Here is a 15,859-nt window from a genome sequence, read left to right as displayed (position 1 = left end):
CGTCTTCAACACCCCGGACCCTCACTGAACTTGATCAAGCCCTGACCTGGCTCCGGGGCATCGCCCACACCATCCCTGAACGAACCGACCACTGAGGAGAGCAAGACATGCGACGACTTATCCGCCTGAGCCTGGCCATAGGTGCGGTCACTGCGCTCGGAGGCGGCCTGCTTGCGGTCGCCGAGACGGGGTCGGCTGCGGTGCCGGAATCGGCCCTGACCGCACCCGAAGCCGCGCTGGCCCAGGCCGCGACCTCGGGGCCGACCCCGGCCCCGACCCCGGCCCCGACCTCGGCCCCGACCTCGGCCGCCGCCAAGCCCGACTTCAACGGGGACGGCCGTGCGGACATCGCTGTGGGAAACCCCAACGCTACTGTTTCGGGGCAAACGGGGGCCGGAAAGATCACTGCGTTTTACGGGGGCGCTGATGGTCTGTCCTTCAGCCGCCGCCAGGTCATCACGCAGAACACCCCCGGTATGGCCGAGGAGGCCGAGGAGGACGACGGCTTCGGCTACGCGCATGCGGTCGGGGACTTCAACGCCGACGGATACAGCGACCTCGCCGTATCCGCGCCGCATGAGGGAGTCGTCGGCCGCGTCTTCGTCCTGTGGGGCTCGCCGGGCGGACTCACCGGTGGCACCGCTATCTCCCGGCCTTCTACAACGGTAAGTTCTTGGGGATCCACGATGACCGCCGGCGACTTCGACGGCGACGGCCGGAGCGATCTCGTGGCGACCGGGCACAGCAACGTCGTCTTTACGTACGACAACCTGTCTCCGTCTCCCGGAAGCCGTAGCGTCAGCAGCAGACTTCTGCCGATCTCGATGGCGTTGGGCGGAGTGGAGGGGCTCACCGCGGGTGACGCAAACGGCGACGGTCGGGACGATCTGATTGCCAGAGGCATGTCCGCCGCCAACGGGGTGCACGACACACACTTCTGGGTGCCGGGAACGGCTGCTGGTCTCGCCGTCCCACCCTTTACGCGGACGCTGCCTGCCGGCGAATCGGTCGCCATCGGCGACATCAACGGTGACAGCTACGGTGACGTCGTCATCGGTCTTCCCTGGGACGACAGCTGGAACCCCGGGGTGCCTGGGCACCTTCCCCCGGGCACAGTCCCGGGCGGCAAGGTCACGGTCCGCTACGGATCCGCCTCCGGCCCGTCGCACTACGGGAGGATAATCACTCAGGGGACAGACAACATCCCCAGCAGCGCATCACCGAACAGGGACCAGTTCGGATATTCGCTGAGTCTGGGGGACATCAACGGAGACGGCAAGGCCGACCTTGCGATCGGTGCCCGGGGCAAGGACATCAACGGGGTGGAAGGACCCGGCGCCGTCACGGTGCTGTACGGCACCGCTGCCGGGCCCAACACCTCCTTGAGAATCCAGCAGTACGCCCAGAGCAGCCCGGGCGTCCCCGGTGACGACGAACCGGGCGACTTTTTCGGACATTCCCTGGGTCTGACAGACGTCAACGGCGACGGCAAGGCCGACCTGACCATCCTCGCCCCCCAGAAGGGACAGAATTCCCTCACCACTCTTCTCTCCAACGGCCAGTTCATCACCACGGTCGGCGCCACGGTCTTCGATCCCCATGCACTCGGCGTCACACACCAGTTGCCGGGGACCAACAGCTGATCACGCACGTACCTTCGGGCATCCGGGTCTGTTCGGCATATCTGGAAAGTCTGCCCGCTCATGTGGTCCAGAGGTGGGCATCCATGCACAGGGGATGTCGTGGAAGCGACGGTATTTCAGGTGGGAGACACGGTCAGTCACTTCACCGAGGCCGGGCGCGCCGACGTGGTGGTCCACGTCCGGCGGCCCTGGTGGACCCGGGCGCGTGTACTGGGTGGACTGGGGCAGGGTGCCTGTCCCGAGCCTTAGGCTTACGGCCTATGGCACGACCCACGGCGGGACAATTCGGCGTGAACGACGCCGAGTACGTGACGTGAACTACGACGTGCGGCGGGCGGCCCTCATCTGGGCCGTGCCGCGGTGCCCGCCGCGTATGTCACGGCGGTCGGGCAACTCGGCGGCCCGATCACGCTCATCTGGGACGAACTCAACGTCCACAAAGCCGCCGACCTACAGGCATGCGCCGCGTCTCGGGACCGGCTCACCTCCGGGTGGGTGCGTTAATTCTTGAGGGATGGGGGGCGGCTGTGGTCACGCGGCGAGGGCGAGTTGTCCCTGGTAGCGGACGGTGTGGGTGTGCAGGTGGTCGAGTTCGGTGAAGTAGCTCCAGTGCCGGTCGAAGTCGCCGTTGTCGATGACGGCGCGTAGGAGGAGGACCGCCTCGGCGCCGGTCAGGCTCCATCTCGCCCCGGTCGCGTCCAAGGGGTCCTTGACGAGGAAGCGGCAGCTTCCCTCGATCACCCCGGTCGCGATGGGCCAGCCCATGGCGAGGGCGAGGTGGTCTTCTCGGGCGGCATGGCGAACGGACCTGTCAGAGCTGCAACTTGAAGCCCACGTGCGAGCCCGTGAAACCCAAGCGCTCGTAGAAGCGGTGGGCGTCGGTGCGGGCCGAGTCCGAGGTGAGCTGCACCAGTTGGCAGCCCTGGCGGCGGGACTCGTCGACGGCCCACTCGATGAGCTGGGCGCCGAGGCCGTGGCCGCGCTCGGAACTGTGGATCCGTACCCCCTCGATGATCGAGCGGGTCGAGCCCTTGCGGGACAGCCCCGGAATGATCGTGAGCTGGAGGGTACCGACGACCTCGCCGTCGCGATCGGCGACGACCAGCAGCTGGTTCGGATCGCTTTGCAGTCGCTCATAGGCTGACCGATAGGGAGTCAGATCGTCCGGTGACTCACGGGTAGCGCCCAGTGCGTCGTCCGCGAGCATGGCGACGATGGCTGCGATGTCATCCCGCACGGCGGGACGGATACCGATAGTGGTCATACGCCGCATGCTAACCAGACGCCCCATGCGGCAACCGACTGCTCGACCGGAAGCGAATCAGACCCATTCAGACCCGGTTCACCTGGGAAATGTCCGGCACTTAAGCAGGTCGGAAGCCTTTTGGTTCCCGTGATTCACCTCACAACTTGACCGTTGCGCCCCCGCCCGCCCCTCCCGGAAGATCACCCCGGGATGCGCCGGGGGGGGGCTCGATCTCGACCGGACCATCGGAGCATCACCCGGCCGTAAGATCAACCGAGGATGGGAGAATCCTTCATGTCTAAGGCCCTTGATGTTCACACTCGGGAACTTGCTGAGCAGGGGTACACGCTGCTCGAGGGGATCACCACGGACGAGGAGGCAGCCGCTGCGGTCGGCGTCTTCGGTGAGCTGGTCCCGCAGTACGACGGCTCGCTGCGCTACCAGGTGAAGGCCGCCCCAGGATTCGAGGAGCGCCGCTACTCCAAGAGCGTCAACACGATCCTGGTACACACCGAGGCACCGGGCTGGAAACCGCCGCCCACCTACCTGGCCCTGCACTGCCGGGTCCAGGCCACCTGCGGCAGCGGCCACACCGAACTCGCCGACATGCGGCAGTTCGTCGCCTCGCTGCCCGAGCGCGACCGGGCAGCGCTCTACGAGCACACCATCGACTGGATCGGCCACAACACCGGAGGCGTCGGCACCGAAGGCGTGCGCCGCCCTGTCGTCGAGGTCACCGACGGCGGCCAGGAGGTCCTGCGCTTCAGCTACAACCTGCTGACCACCGGCCAGTACGACCCGCCGGTCGACGCCTCCGTCGACCCCGACCAGCTGCCGCTCGGCAGCTTCGGCATCCACCTCGCGGAGCAGGCCGAGGCCTTCTTCCGGGAGTACCGCGTCTCGGTACTCATCCCCGAGAACCACGTTCTGGCCTGGGACAACCAGCGCATGGTGCACGCGCGTTCCGCCTACACGGACAAGCGGCGCCACCTCACCCGCTACTGGATCGCCGCCCAGCGCTGACCCGCGACCGGCCGCCGCCGGCCCGTACCGCCGCCGGTCGACCGCGCGCCGTCGCGCCCGCAGTGAGCCGTCCAGGCACTTGCGGCCCGCGCCGCCACGGCAGCGGCTGTCACCAGTCCACCGACATTGACACCACGTGAGGCCCAGAACCATGGCTGACGACCGGAACGAACCGGTTCAGGACGAAGAGTTCCCCACCGGACTGCCGGAGGAGCTCCGGGGACTGCCCGAGGGCGTGCCCCGCCACAACCCCGACGACCAGATCGAGAGCGCCGTCATCCGCCGCCTGGTCGGCAACTGGCAGCGCCGCGCCACCGTCAAGCGCGACGAGCCGAACCTCGACGAGCTCTTCGAGCTCGACCGGCCGGACTACCCCGAGCGGATCCTGCCCTTCCGCGACCACCCCACGTTCCAGGCGCTGGACCCGGGGAAGAAGACCCAGCTGCTCAGCTGGGCCTGGATCGCGTACAACCGGCACACCATCATGGCCGAGCAGAAGGTGGCCAACCCCGCCTTCGCCCTGGTCATGGAGGGCGAGTACCCCGAACTCCAGGACGAGGCGCTCAACATCTCGCTGGCCCAGGCCATGGTCGACGAGCAGTACCACACGCTGATGCACCTCAACGCCAGCGCCGTCACACGGCGCAAGCGCGGCTGGGCGATGCCCGACCACGAGCTGCCGATCTCCCACACGGCGCGCGAGCACCTGCGGCTGCGCGAGAGCGCGAGCGAGCGCTGGGAGGCCTCGCTGACCACCCTCGCCTTCGCGACGGTCTCCGAGATCTCCATCAACGCCTACCTGGACCTGCTCGCCGACGACCCGGACATCCAGCCGATCAACAGCAGCACGGCCAAGCTGCACAACCGCGACGAGTACTGCCACGCCTCGATCTCCGCCGTGCTGGCCGAGGTCGTCCACGACCGCCTCGACGAGAAGAAGCAGCGCTTCTTCCGCGACATGCTCTTCGAGGGCCTGGAGGCCTTCGTCGCCACCGACTACACGACGTGGCACCGGATCATGGACCTCGTCGGCGTCGAGGGCGGCCACGAGATGCTCCAGGACTGCCAGGCCGAGCAGAGCCGCAGCCGCCTCGTCCGCGACTACACCGGCCTGCACACCCTGATCGAGCGCATGGGCGTCCAGGACCTCGTCGAGTTCGACTGGTCCAAGTCCCACGTCGCGCGCTGAGCGGGAATCGAGAAACCTGGTGAAGCACTACGCGAACGAGCGCCTGGCGCAGCTCGCGCGGGACCGCGGCATGCCGGACGAGTACGTCCGCGACCTGCGCGTGGTCTCCGGCGTCCTGCCGTTCAAGGTCAACGAGTACGTGGCCGACGAGCTGATCGACTGGTCGGCGGCGCCCGACGACCCGATCTTCCGGCTCACCTTCCCGCACCGCGACATGCTGCCCGCACCGGTCTTCGACCGGATGGCGGCGCTGCTGGACGCCGGGGCGCCGCGCGCCGAGCTGCGCGAGGCGGCCACCGCCGCCCAGCGGGACCTCAACCCGCACCCGGGCGGCCAGCTCGAGTCCAACGTGCCCACCCTGGACGGCCGCCGTTTCGACGGACTCCAGCACAAGTACGCCGAGACGGTGCTGGTCTTCCCCTCCCAGGGGCAGACCTGCCACTCGTACTGCGGCTACTGCTTCCGCTGGGCGCAGTTCGTCAGCCAGGAGGAGCTGCGCCAGGCACTGCGCGACCCGGCGGATCTCACGGGCTACCTGGCCCACCACCCCGAGGTCACCGACGTGCTGTTCACCGGCGGCGACCCGATGATCATGCGGACCGACGTGGTACGCCGCTGGGTCGAGCCGCTGCTCGCACAGACCCCGTCGGTGCGCACCCTGCGGTTCGGCACCAAGGCCCTGTCGTACTGGCCGCAGCGGTTCACCACAGGACCGGACGCGGACGACCTGCTGCGGCTGCTCGAACAGTGCGTCGCACAGGGCCGGCACGTGGCCCTCATGGCGCACTTCTCGCACCCGCGGGAGCTGGAGACGGACCAGGTGCGCGAGGCGATCGCCCGGATCCGCGCCACCGGCGCCGAGATACGGGCGCAGGCCCCGCTGGTCGCGCACGTCAACGACGACCCGGCCGCCTGGTCGCGGATGTGGCAGCTCCAGGTCGAACTGGGCGTCATCCCCTACTACATGTTCGTGGAGCGCGACACCGGGGCGAGTAGCTACTTCGGCCTGCCCCTCTCCCGCGCCCTCGACATCTACCGCGAGGCCGTCCGCGGCGTCTCAGGCCTGGCCAGGACCGCCCGCGGCCCGGTGATGTCGGCCGCACCCGGCAAGGTCATGCTGCACGGCACCACGGAGGTGGCGGGCGAGAAGGCGTTCATCCTCAGCTTCCTCCAGGCCCGCCGGCCCGAGTGGGTCGGGCGGCCGTTCTTCGCGGCGTACGACGAGCACGCCCAGTGGTACGACGAGCTCAAGCCCGTCTCCTTCGGTACCACCCTGTCGGCGTACGCGGGGGAGCAGTGGTGAGGCTCCAGGTCCACGAGATCCGCCTCACGGACCGCGATGTCTGGCGCAGCGCCCGGGAGGCGATCCCGGTGCAGCCGGGCGTGCTCGTCGAGCTGACGGCGGGCGGCCGTTCCGGCTTCGGCGAGGCCTCGGCCTTCATGACCGACCGCTACAACTCCTCGCTCGACGCGCTGCACGCCTCGCTGCGCTCCGCCGCCGGCGTCCTGCGGGAGCTGCCGGCCGACGACCCCGAGGGCGCCTGGTCGGTGCTGGCCCCGCGGCTGGCCGACTCGCCGTTCGCGCTGGCCGCGCTGGACGTGGCCGCGCACGACCTAGCGGCCCGGCTGGCCGGCGTACCGCTGTGGCGGCGGCTGGGCGCCGACGAGCCCGGGGAACTGCACTCCAGCTACAGCATCGGGCTGGACGAGCCCGATGTGATGGTGCGCAAGCTCCTTGACCGACCGGGCTGGCCCGCGTACAAGGTCAAGCTGGCCGCCCCCGGTGACCTGCACATCCTGAAGGCGCTGCGCGAACACACCGACGCGCCGTTCTTCGTCGACGGGAACTGCGGCTGGGAGCCCGCCGCGACGGCCGCCGCGCTCGGCGCGATGGCCGAACTCGGCGTGACGCTCCTTGAGCAGCCCTTCCCCCGCGAGTCGTGGGCGGCGGCCAAGGCGCTCAAGGAGATCTCCCCGATCCCGGTCTACGCCGACGAGAGCATCATCGGGCCGCACGACCTCGACGCCTGCGCCCAGGCGTTCCACGGCGTGAACCTCAAGTTGATGAAGGCCGGGGGTGTCACGCCGGCCCTGCGGATGCTACGCGCGGCACGGGCCGCCGGCCTCGGCACCATGCTCGGCTGCATGCCTGAGTCCAGCGCGGGCGTCTCCGCGACGGCCCACCTGGGCCCGTTCGTCGATCACCTCGACGCCGACAGCATCGCGCTCCTGGCAGTGGACACCGGCACCGGCATCCTGCTGGACGACACGGGCCGCATCACGCTGCCTTTGGCGGCCGGCACGGGCTTCGTGCCCGAGTATCGGGGACCGGCCTTCACCGTGCGTCCCGCGGCGGCCGGCCAGGCCGGCTGGGACGGCGACGAGCTGTCCGTACACCGCGACGGCACGGCGCTGGCCTCGGTACGGATCCGGCGTCGGCCGGTGCCCGACCGGGCACCGGCGGACACGGTCCGGCAGCTCGACGTGCTGCCCGCGCCGTCCGCAGACCCGGCGACTGCCGAGGAACTGGCGGCGCTCGTCCGCGGAGCGGTGACCCGCGCGGTCGCCGACGGGGCGGACAACGTCTGGCTCCGGACCGGACACGACGGCGCCCGGGAAGCCTGCCGCGCGACCGGTTTCCGCGCCCTGCCGGGTAGCGCCGGACATGACGGCGGCAGCGCTTACGACGGCGACGGCCCCGACGACGGCAGCGCTTACGACGGCGACGGCCCCGACGACGGCAGCGATCTCGACGGCGACCGGCCCGGCGACGGCACCCTCCCGGACGGCCACGGCCCGTCCTCCCTCATGCTCTGGAAGGCGAACCGACCCGCATGACCCACGTGCACGACGTGCAGTACCCCACGGCCGCCGGGGAATCCGCCGGCAGCGCGGCCCCTGCCGCGCCCCTGCTCCCGGCCGCCACGGCCGTGGCCCTGGCCGAGACGGCCCTGACCGGCGCCGGCCTGTCCGCCGAGGACGCCGGGGAGGTGGCGCAGGCCCTGGCCGAGACGTCACTGCGCGGCATCGACACCCATGGCCTGCGGCTGCTGCCGCAGTACCTCGACGAGTTGGCCGACAAGATCGCCACCGCCCGTCCGGAGATCCGTACCGTCCGGGACAGCGGCGCGGCTGTGATGCTCGACGCCGACGGGGCGCTGGGCGTGGTGGCCGGCCTGGCCGCCGCCCGGATCGCAGCCGAGCGGGCCCGCAGCCACGGCGTGGCCGCGGTCGGCGTCCGCAACTCCAACCACTTCGGCGCGGCCTCCGTCTACAGCCGGTACCTGGCCCAGGAGGGCCTGGTCGGCATCGTCACCACCTCCGCCGCCTCGCGGGTCGCCCCCTTCTCCGGGACCGAACCGCTCTACGGCACCAACCCGCTGAGCTTCGCCGCCGCCGTCGAGGACGACGAGTTCGCCCTCGACATGGCGACGAGCCAGGTCTGCTTTGGCGAGATCAAGGAGCGCCGCAAGCAAGGCCGGGCACTGGACCCCGGCTGGGCGACCGACGCCGAGGGCCGCCCGGCCACCGACCCCGAGCAGGCGTACGCGCTCTCGCCGCTGGGCGGCTACAAGGGGCAGGGCCTGGCCATGGTGGCCACCCTGCTCGGCGCGGTGCTGACCGGTTCGCCGGCCGACTGGGAGCTGGAGCACATCGGCGCGTCCACCCCCGGCCGCAGCCGCGGCATCGGCCACCTGATCGTCTGCCTGGACCCGGCAGCCTTCGCCGGCCGGCAGGACTTCGCGACGGGGCTCGCCGGCATGCTCGACACCACCCGCGGCACCCGGCCCGGCGCCGATGCCGAGCAGCCCGTCCAGGTGCCCGGCGACCCGCAGCGGCGGATCGCCGCCGAGCGCACGGAGCTGGGCATTCCGCTGGACCCGCACACCGCTTCGGCCTTCGCGGTGCTCGCCGCGGAGCAGGGCGTGGCCTGGCCGGAGGTGTCGGCGTGATCCTTGTCCTGCTCAGCCCGCGCAACGCGGGCCTGCCGTTCGCCGAGTGGCTGCAAGAGAAGTCGGGCCGGCTCCTTGCCGTCACCGCGGAGGGCGTGGACCCCGGGCCCGGCTTCGCCGAGGTCGAACGGGTCCCGGACTACACCGACGACGCCGCCGTCCTCGAGGCCGCCCGGCGGATGGCCGGCCGGCACGCCGTCACGCGCGTACTGGCCCTGGCCGAGGTGGACGTGGAGCGGGCCGCAGCGCTGCGCGCCGAACTCGGTCTGCCCGGCCAGCTCCCCGAAAGCGCCCGCGCGTACCGCGACAAGGTGCTGATGAAGGAGCTCGCGGCGGCGGGCGGGGTGGCGGTGCCGCCGTTCGCGGCGGTCGCCTCCGCGGCCGACGTCGAGGCATTCATGGCCGCCCACCCGGGCCCGGTCGTGGTCAAGCCGCGCGGCGGATCCGGTTCCACCGGCGTCACGGTGCTGCACGACCCGGCGCAGATCCCGGAGCTGGCCGACCGGTTGACCGCTGGGGACTACGAGGTCGAGGGGTATGTCACCGGTCGCATGTGTCATGTGGACGCGCTGCACGTCGGCGGGGAGCCGGTGGTGTGCGTGCCGTCCGTGTACACCGACGGCGGCTGCCTGTCGCACTGGACCGACTCCGGCAACGGCAGCTGGACGCTGCCCGCCGACGACCCGCTGTACGAGCGGCTGGTCGCGGAGACCTGGAAGCTGGTCGGTGCGCTGCCCGCCGCCCCCGCGCTCTTCGTGCACGCCGAGTTCTTCGTGCCGGACGCTGGCGGGATCGTGCTCTGCGAGATCGCCGGCCGGGTGGGCGGCACCCCGATCCCGGCCATGCTGGAGGCCCTGCTCGGTCTTGACCCGCGGCACCTGTGGGCCAGGCTCGAGTGCGGGCTGCCGGTGGACCTGGACGCCGTACGCGCGCACGCCGCCGCCGCGCCGCTGGTGGCTAACTTCGGCCTGCCGCCGCGCGACGGTCGTATCGTCCGGCTGCCCGCCGAAGCGCCGGCCGGGACACGGGAGTTCGCCGTCCTCGCCCGGCTCGGCGAGGACTGGGGCGGCGCCCGGTACGCGGGCCGCAAGTCCGGCGACTTCATCGCGACCTGGCTGGTCGAGGCGCAGGACGCCGGGGAACTGCTCGCCCTCCTCGACAAGACGGGCGCGGCGGCGGAAGCGGCGTTCGGCTGGGAACCGGCAGGCGCCGAGCCTGAGGGGGCGTCCCGGTGAGCGACCTGACCGCGGAGGTCCTGCACCCCGACCAGCGGCCCACCGCCGCCGCGTTCCCGGCCCTCGCCGCGCCCGCGGTGTTCTGGGAGGACGACCGCTGGTGGCGCTTCACCGAGCGCACCGACCTGCACGAGGTCTGCTACCTCGCCGTACGCGAGTCCGGCGAGCTGGTGGCCCTCGCTCCCCTGCTCGTCACCCGCGACGGCGGCGGGCTGCTCTTCTACGACACCCCGAAGATGACCGGCGAGCTCAACGCCTTCGGCGCCCCGGAGCTGCTGGCCCCGGCCGAGCGGGCACGCTGGGACGAGCTGGGCGGCAGCCTGGCCGAGGCCCGCCGCGGCCAGTACCCCTCCGTGGCACTGGCCATGTTCGGCTCGCACCACGGCATCGTGCACGCCACCGGCCGCGACACGGCCGGCCGGACGCGGGTCCTCGCCGAGCTGCCGCGCCTCCTGGACGAGGCCGCGGCCGAACTCGGCTGCCGCAGCAGCTCCCTGCTGTACGCCACCGACGAGCAGGCCGCTGTTCTCGGCCCGGCGGCGGAGGCCCGCGGCCACGTCCCGGCCGTGCTCGGCGCCGAGTCCGTCCTGCGGCTCGACGCGCCGGACTGGGACGCGTACCTGGCGGGCCTGGCCAGCCGCAAGCGCAGGCGTGCCCACCGGGAGCTGGGCGAGTACGCAGAGGCCGGCTTCCGCACCGTGGTCCGCGAGGGACCGGAGGCGCTCTCGGACTCGGTCGTCGACCTCCAGGTCGCCCTGCGCGCCAAGTACGGGCTGCCCGGCGGACGGCCCCGCGTCCAGCGGGACTTCGACGCCATCCGCGAGACGGTCGGCGACAGCTGTCTCGTCCTGAGCGCCGAACGCGACGGCGAGACCCTCGGCTTCGTCCTGTACCTGCGGGCCGGCCGGGCCCTGTACGGGCGGACGGCGGGCTTCGACGACGACCGGGCCAGGGGCGTCTACTTCGCCCTCACCTACCACGAGACGATCCGCTGGGCACTGGCCCACGACGTGCGCGAGATCTGGTACGGCCTCGCCGCTTACGACGCGAAGAAGCTGCGCGGCTGCGACCTCGAAGCGCGGCACGGCTGGTTCCGCTTCACCGGCGAGGGCCGCGCAGAGCTCGACGAGACCGTACGCCTGCAAGGGGCGAGCGAGCGCGACCGGCTGCTCGGCCTCGGGCAGGACAGCACCACCTCACAAGGAGACTGAGCAGACATGCCACTGACCCCGACCCCCTTCATCTGGATGGACGGCGAGCTGGTCCCCTGGGACGATGCGAAGGTGCATGTGCTCACGCCGAGCCTGCACTACGGATGGGGCGTCTACGAGGGCATCCGCGCCTACGCCACGGACTCGGGCCCGGCCGTGTTCCGGCTGCGCGAGCACATCGCGCGGCTGCGCGACTCGGCACGCGTGTACCTGATGGAACTGCCCTGGACCGACGAAGAGCTGATCTCCGCGGTGCTCGAACTGGTCCGGATCAACGGCCACGAATCCTGCTACATCCGCCCCATCGCCTACCTGGGCTACGGGGAGATGGGCGTCGCGCCGCAGCTGGACGCGGTGAAGATGTCGATCGCGGTGTGGCCCTGGGGCTCGTACCTCGGCGACAAGGCCGAGGCGGAGGGCTGCCGGCTGATCGTCAGCAACTGGCAGCGCAACTCCCACCAGACGGTGCCACCGCTCGCCAAGGCCACCGGCGCCTACGTCAACAGCGCGCTCGCCAAGGTGGGCGCGCTGCGTGCCGGATACGACGACGCGCTGATGCTGACCGCGACCGGACACGTCGCGGAGGCCTCGGCCGCCAACCTGTTCCTGGTGCGCGACGGCGCCCTGGTCACGCCGCCGGTCAGCGACGGGGTCCTGCCGGGCATCACCCGTGACAGCGTCATCACCATGGCCCGCGACCTGGGCCTGCAGGTGACGGAGCGGAGGATCCCGCGCAGCGAGGTCTACATCGCGGACGAGGCGTTCCTGACCGGGACCGCCGCCGAGATCGTGCCGGTCGCCTCGGTGGACGAGCGCCCGCTGGGTGCGGGCGGCGTCGGCCCGGTGACCAAGCAGCTGCGCGACCTCTTCCGTGACGTGGTCGGCGGCCGGCACGACGGGTACGCGCGCTGGCTGGAGCAGGCATGAGCGCAGTGGAGGCGACCGGGGAAGCGGGTGCGGCCGCCGCGGCCGCCTCGCTGGAGAAAGCCACGCGGCGGCTGCGGACGGTACTGGACGCACCGGAGCCGGGCGAGGCCGGTCCGGCCGGTGCCTCTGCCTGGCGGGCCGCGCTGGACGAGGAGCTGTGCGACCGGCTGATCGACCTGGCGGCCGCCCGGGCCTGGGCCGCGCATCAGGCGGCCCCGGCTGGCGGGCAGGACCCGGCTCCGGCGGCCGACGTACTGCGCGGGTGCGCGCTGTGGGCCGTGGAGACGGACACCGCACGCGTCCTGGCCATGACCGGAACGGGCCGGTCCGCGACGGACGCCGACGTGCCGGACGGCACCGCACGTGCCGCCGTGGCGGCGCACGGCCAGGTGGCGGCCCTGGTCACCGCGCTGGCCGCGGCCGAGATGTACGACGGGGTGCGCGATCGGCTGCGTACCGCGCTGGGCCCGTGCCCGGTCGGCCGGGCGGCCGCCGCCTGGGAGATCGCCGAGTCGGCGCTGTCGGGCCTGGGCACCACGCGAGACGAGTGGGTCGGGGCCGACCCGGCGCACACCGCCGCCGGCGGCTGGGTGCTGGTGGACCGTATCGGCCGGCTTGCGCTGGCCGTGGTTCTGCTGTCGGCCGCTCCGGCGTACCCGGACGAACAGGCCGAGACCTGCGTCAACGCGGCCCGCCAGTACACCTGGAACCACCTGCGCCAGCCGGCCCCGGAGGCCGCCACAGCCGTCCACGTACGACGTACCGCCGAACTGGTCGACTGGATCGTCGGATCCGCGTCCGCGGAACGGAGCGGCATATGAGCGGGCAGCCGAGCGGCACGAAGGAGGAGGAACAGCGCGCGGCCGGCCGGATCGCCAGCGTGCTGCTTGCCATCCTGCCCAAGACACCCGCGGGACGCCGGCTGGCGGCCGGCGCCGCGGTCGACTCGGTCGGCTCGGGCATGTTCCTGGCCGCCTCCACCCTGTACTTCGTCACGGTCGTCGGCCTGCCCGCCGCCCGGGTCGGCCTGGTGCTGTCCGTCGCCGCGGTGGCCGGGCTGCTCAGCCCCGTGCCGCTCGGCCGGCTGGCCGACCGAGTGGGTCCGGTACGGGTGTACGTCGCCCTGCTGACGCTGCGCGGCCTCGGCTACGCCGGATTCGCGCTGATCGACGACTTCTGGCCGTACGCCGTGCTCACCTGCGTACTCACCGCCCTGGACCGTGGCTGCTCACCCCTCCAGCAGGTGGTTGTGGGCATCGTCGAGGGCGGGCAGAGCCAGACCCGGACGATGGCCTCCATCCGCTCGGTGCGCAACATCGGCCTGACCGCGGGCTTCCTGCTCGCGGGCGCGGTCCTCGCGATCCAGGAACGGGCGGCGTTCGTCGCGCTGTTCCTGGCGAACGCCGCGACCTTCTGGGTGATCGCCGCCGTGGTGGAGCAACTGCGCCGCCGGGCCGCGGCCGTGCCTCCGGCAGCCCCCGCACCGCAGGCGGATGCCGCCGAGCCTCAGCCCACGGCGGTCCGCAGCCCCTTCCAGGACCTGCGGTTCATGCTCTTCACCGTCTCCAACGGCGTGCTGTCACTGCACGACTCGGTGCTCTTCGTACTCCTGCCGCTGTGGCTGACCACAGCCACCGACGCACCGTCCTCGGCGGTCTCGGTGCTGCTCGCGGTCAACACCGTGCTGACCGTGCTGCTCCAGGTGTACGTGGCCCGGTTCGCCGAGACCACCGCGGGCGCCCTGAGACTCGTACCCGTCGCCCTCGTCCCGCTGCTGGTCTCGTGCGCGGCGTTCGCCGGCGCCGAGCACGTCCCGGTGTGGCCCGCCGCGGCCTGCGCGGTACTCGCCGTGGTGCTGCTGACGGTGGGCGAGAACCTGCACTCGGTCGCCGTGTGGAACCTGTCGTACGAGCTGTCGCCCGCGCCGGCCCGATCCCGCTACCTGGCCGCCTTCAGCCTGGGGATGACCGGCCAGCAGATCGTCGGCCCGGTCCTGATGACGGGCGTGCTGCTGCCGCTGGGCACGGCGGGCTGGGCCGTGCTCGCCGCGGTGTTCGCGCTGGCCGCCGTGGTGGTACGGGCCACTGGCGCACCCCGCGCGACGCCCGCCCCGGCGCTCTCTTCCCCTTCCAGTTCTCCCAGCGAGGTGACCCCATGACAGAACACGTACTGATCGTCGGCGGCGGCAGGGAAATCCCCGGCCTGATCCGCGACGCGGGCGGCCCGGACGTCGTCACGACCATCCTGTGCCGGATGGACCTCGTCCCCAAGATCCGCAAGCCCGGGCAACACGACCGCGTGCTGGCCCTGCGCAGCGACGCCCCCGACGCGGAGTGGATCGCGCTGGCCGCCGCCGTCCACGAGAGGCAGCCCTTCACCCGCGTGGGCACCTTCGGCGAGCGGGACCAGGACCGGGCCGCGGCGGTCGCCGCCGCCCTCGGCCTGCCCTGCCACTCGCCGCAGACCATCGCCTATGTCCACGACAAGGACGCGATGCGCCGTCGGCTGGCGGAACTCGGCGTGGACGAGACCCCGGGCGGGCGGGTCGCCGACGTGGCCGAACTGCGGGCCTTCCTGGCGGAGCACGGCACTCCGTGCGTGGTCAAGCCGGTGCAGGGAGCGGGCAGCTTCGGCGTCTCCGTGGTCCGCAGCGCCGACGAGGCGGAGGCGGCCTTCGCCCGCGCCGCGGCAGACTTCGAGGTCATCCCGGACGCGGGCGTGCTGGTGGAGCGCTTCCACGAGGGGCCGCAGTTCAGCGTCGAGGCCTTCTCCGAGGACGGCGAGCACGAGATCCTCGCCGTGACGCGGAAATTCTCCGACCCGGTGGGCTTCGTCGAGCTCGGCCACGTCGTGCCCGCCGAACTGTCCCCCGAGCAGACCGACGCGGTGCACGGGTATGTGCGGCGGCTGCTCGATGCCCTCGACATCGCGTACGGCGTCACCCACACCGAGGTCGTGCTGACGGCGGCCGGACCCCGGGTCATCGAGACCCACATCCGCCTCGCCGGCGACGAGATCCCGTACCTGGTGCACGACGTCACCGGAGTCGACCTGGTGGACTGCGTGGTGCGCCAGACGCTGGGACAGCCGGTCCTTGCGGACATCCGCAAGACGCTGGCCGACCCGTCGGTGGACCGCAGCCCGGAGGCGATCTGGTTCGCCGTCCCGCAGGCCCGCGGCACCCTCGCGCGGATCGGCGGCCTGGACGAAGCCGCCGCCCGGCCGGGCGTGGTGGCCGTCGAGGCCCTGCTCGGCGCCGGCGACGCGCTGGGGGACCTGGACAGCTCGGAGTCCCGGGCGGCCTTCGTATGCGCCCGGGGTACGGACGCGGCCGAGGCCATGGAGCGCGCCCGGCAGGCCGTGGCGGCCCTGGAGTTCGAGGTCACGGTGTCCGGTGACGGCGCGGCCGGCGGCGCGGGGGACTGGGTCTGA

General features: G+C 71.9%; 13 protein-coding genes and 1 pseudogene. 12 read left to right on the top strand and 2 right to left on the bottom strand.

Annotated features, from left to right (window positions below; genetic code table 11):
- Positions 1-107: 107 nt before the first annotated feature.
- Positions 108-1,643, top strand: coding sequence for an FG-GAP and VCBS repeat-containing protein (locus V1460_RS20680; protein ID WP_338675133.1), 1,536 nt, complete (start codon positions 108-110; stop codon positions 1,641-1,643).
- A 531-nt stretch (positions 1,644-2,174) separates the two neighbouring features.
- Here V1460_RS20680 and V1460_RS20670 read toward each other — a convergent pair.
- Positions 2,175-2,414 (bottom strand): annotated as a pseudogene (locus V1460_RS20670) (ISKra4 family transposase); the annotation flags it as partial.
- Positions 2,415-2,454: 40 nt separating this feature from the next.
- Positions 2,455-2,907 (bottom strand): GNAT family N-acetyltransferase, encoded by a 453-nt coding sequence (locus V1460_RS20665; RefSeq protein WP_338675132.1) that lies wholly within the window; start codon positions 2,905-2,907, stop codon positions 2,455-2,457.
- 276 nt (positions 2,908-3,183) lie between these two features.
- Here V1460_RS20665 and V1460_RS20660 point away from each other — a divergent pair, with 276 nt between their 5' ends.
- The 11 genes from V1460_RS20660 (at position 3,184) to V1460_RS20610 (ending at position 15,859) form a co-directional block, all read left to right on the top strand.
- A complete protein-coding gene (locus V1460_RS20660) occupies positions 3,184-3,912 on the top strand; it encodes a TauD/TfdA family dioxygenase (protein ID WP_338675131.1) in 729 nt (242 codons plus the stop codon).
- A 151-nt stretch (positions 3,913-4,063) separates the two neighbouring features.
- The gene (locus tag V1460_RS20655) at positions 4,064-5,101 is read left to right on the top strand and encodes a diiron oxygenase (RefSeq protein WP_338675130.1); all 1,038 of its coding nucleotides are present in this window, start codon (positions 4,064-4,066) and stop codon (positions 5,099-5,101) included.
- Positions 5,102-5,120: 19 nt separating this feature from the next.
- The gene (locus V1460_RS20650) at positions 5,121-6,404 is read left to right on the top strand and encodes a lysine 2,3-aminomutase (RefSeq protein WP_338675129.1); all 1,284 of its coding nucleotides are present in this window, start codon (positions 5,121-5,123) and stop codon (positions 6,402-6,404) included.
- The gene (locus V1460_RS20645) at positions 6,401-7,939 is read left to right on the top strand and encodes a dipeptide epimerase (RefSeq protein WP_338675128.1); all 1,539 of its coding nucleotides are present in this window, start codon (positions 6,401-6,403) and stop codon (positions 7,937-7,939) included. Before V1460_RS20650 ends, V1460_RS20645 begins: the two co-directional genes overlap by 4 nt.
- On the top strand, positions 7,936-9,054 hold the full coding sequence (locus V1460_RS20640; RefSeq protein ID WP_338675127.1) for an Ldh family oxidoreductase: 1,119 nt from the start codon (positions 7,936-7,938) through the stop codon (positions 9,052-9,054). The genes V1460_RS20645 and V1460_RS20640 overlap by 4 nt, the downstream gene beginning before the upstream one ends.
- Entirely contained in the window at positions 9,051-10,289 is a 1,239-nt protein-coding gene (locus tag V1460_RS20635) for a hypothetical protein (protein WP_338675126.1), read from the top strand. The genes V1460_RS20640 and V1460_RS20635 overlap by 4 nt, the downstream gene beginning before the upstream one ends.
- The gene (locus V1460_RS20630) at positions 10,286-11,500 is read left to right on the top strand and encodes a GNAT family N-acetyltransferase (protein ID WP_338675125.1); all 1,215 of its coding nucleotides are present in this window, start codon (positions 10,286-10,288) and stop codon (positions 11,498-11,500) included. The genes V1460_RS20635 and V1460_RS20630 overlap by 4 nt, the downstream gene beginning before the upstream one ends.
- A gap of 6 nt (positions 11,501-11,506) precedes the next feature.
- On the top strand, positions 11,507-12,427 hold the full coding sequence (locus V1460_RS20625) for a branched-chain amino acid transaminase (RefSeq protein WP_338675124.1): 921 nt from the start codon (positions 11,507-11,509) through the stop codon (positions 12,425-12,427).
- Positions 12,424-13,248 (top strand): hypothetical protein, encoded by an 825-nt coding sequence (locus V1460_RS20620; RefSeq protein ID WP_338675123.1) that lies wholly within the window; start codon positions 12,424-12,426, stop codon positions 13,246-13,248. Before V1460_RS20625 ends, V1460_RS20620 begins: the two co-directional genes overlap by 4 nt.
- Positions 13,245-14,585, top strand: a complete 1,341-nt coding sequence (locus V1460_RS20615) for an MFS transporter (RefSeq protein WP_338675122.1) — start codon at positions 13,245-13,247, stop codon at positions 14,583-14,585. Before V1460_RS20620 ends, V1460_RS20615 begins: the two co-directional genes overlap by 4 nt.
- Complete coding sequence (locus V1460_RS20610) at positions 14,582-15,859, top strand: ATP-grasp domain-containing protein (protein WP_338675121.1); 1,278 nt, start codon at positions 14,582-14,584, stop codon at positions 15,857-15,859. The genes V1460_RS20615 and V1460_RS20610 overlap by 4 nt, the downstream gene beginning before the upstream one ends.

It is taken from the genome of Streptomyces sp. SCSIO 30461 (assembly GCF_037023745.1).
Lineage (GTDB): Bacteria > Actinomycetota > Actinomycetes > Streptomycetales > Streptomycetaceae > Streptomyces.
This window is presented reverse-complemented; position numbering and strand designations above follow the sequence as displayed.

What these genes read in the sequence shown, in the direction of transcription:
- V1460_RS20665 (WP_338675132.1), bottom strand. Translation starts at nt 2,907, where the DNA reads ATGACCACTATCGGTATCCGTCCCGCCGTGCGGGATGACATCGCAGCC.
- V1460_RS20660 (WP_338675131.1), top strand. Translation starts at nt 3,184, where the DNA reads ATGTCTAAGGCCCTTGATGTTCACACTCGGGAACTTGCTGAGCAGGGG.
- V1460_RS20655 (WP_338675130.1), top strand. Translation starts at nt 4,064, where the DNA reads ATGGCTGACGACCGGAACGAACCGGTTCAGGACGAAGAGTTCCCCACC.
- V1460_RS20620 (WP_338675123.1), top strand. Translation starts at nt 12,424, where the DNA reads ATGAGCGCAGTGGAGGCGACCGGGGAAGCGGGTGCGGCCGCCGCGGCC.
- V1460_RS20625 (WP_338675124.1), top strand. Translation starts at nt 11,507, where the DNA reads ATGCCACTGACCCCGACCCCCTTCATCTGGATGGACGGCGAGCTGGTC.
- V1460_RS20610 (WP_338675121.1), top strand. Translation starts at nt 14,582, where the DNA reads ATGACAGAACACGTACTGATCGTCGGCGGCGGCAGGGAAATCCCCGGC.
- V1460_RS20680 (WP_338675133.1), top strand. Translation starts at nt 108, where the DNA reads ATGCGACGACTTATCCGCCTGAGCCTGGCCATAGGTGCGGTCACTGCG.
- V1460_RS20615 (WP_338675122.1), top strand. Translation starts at nt 13,245, where the DNA reads ATGAGCGGGCAGCCGAGCGGCACGAAGGAGGAGGAACAGCGCGCGGCC.
- V1460_RS20640 (WP_338675127.1), top strand. Translation starts at nt 7,936, where the DNA reads ATGACCCACGTGCACGACGTGCAGTACCCCACGGCCGCCGGGGAATCC.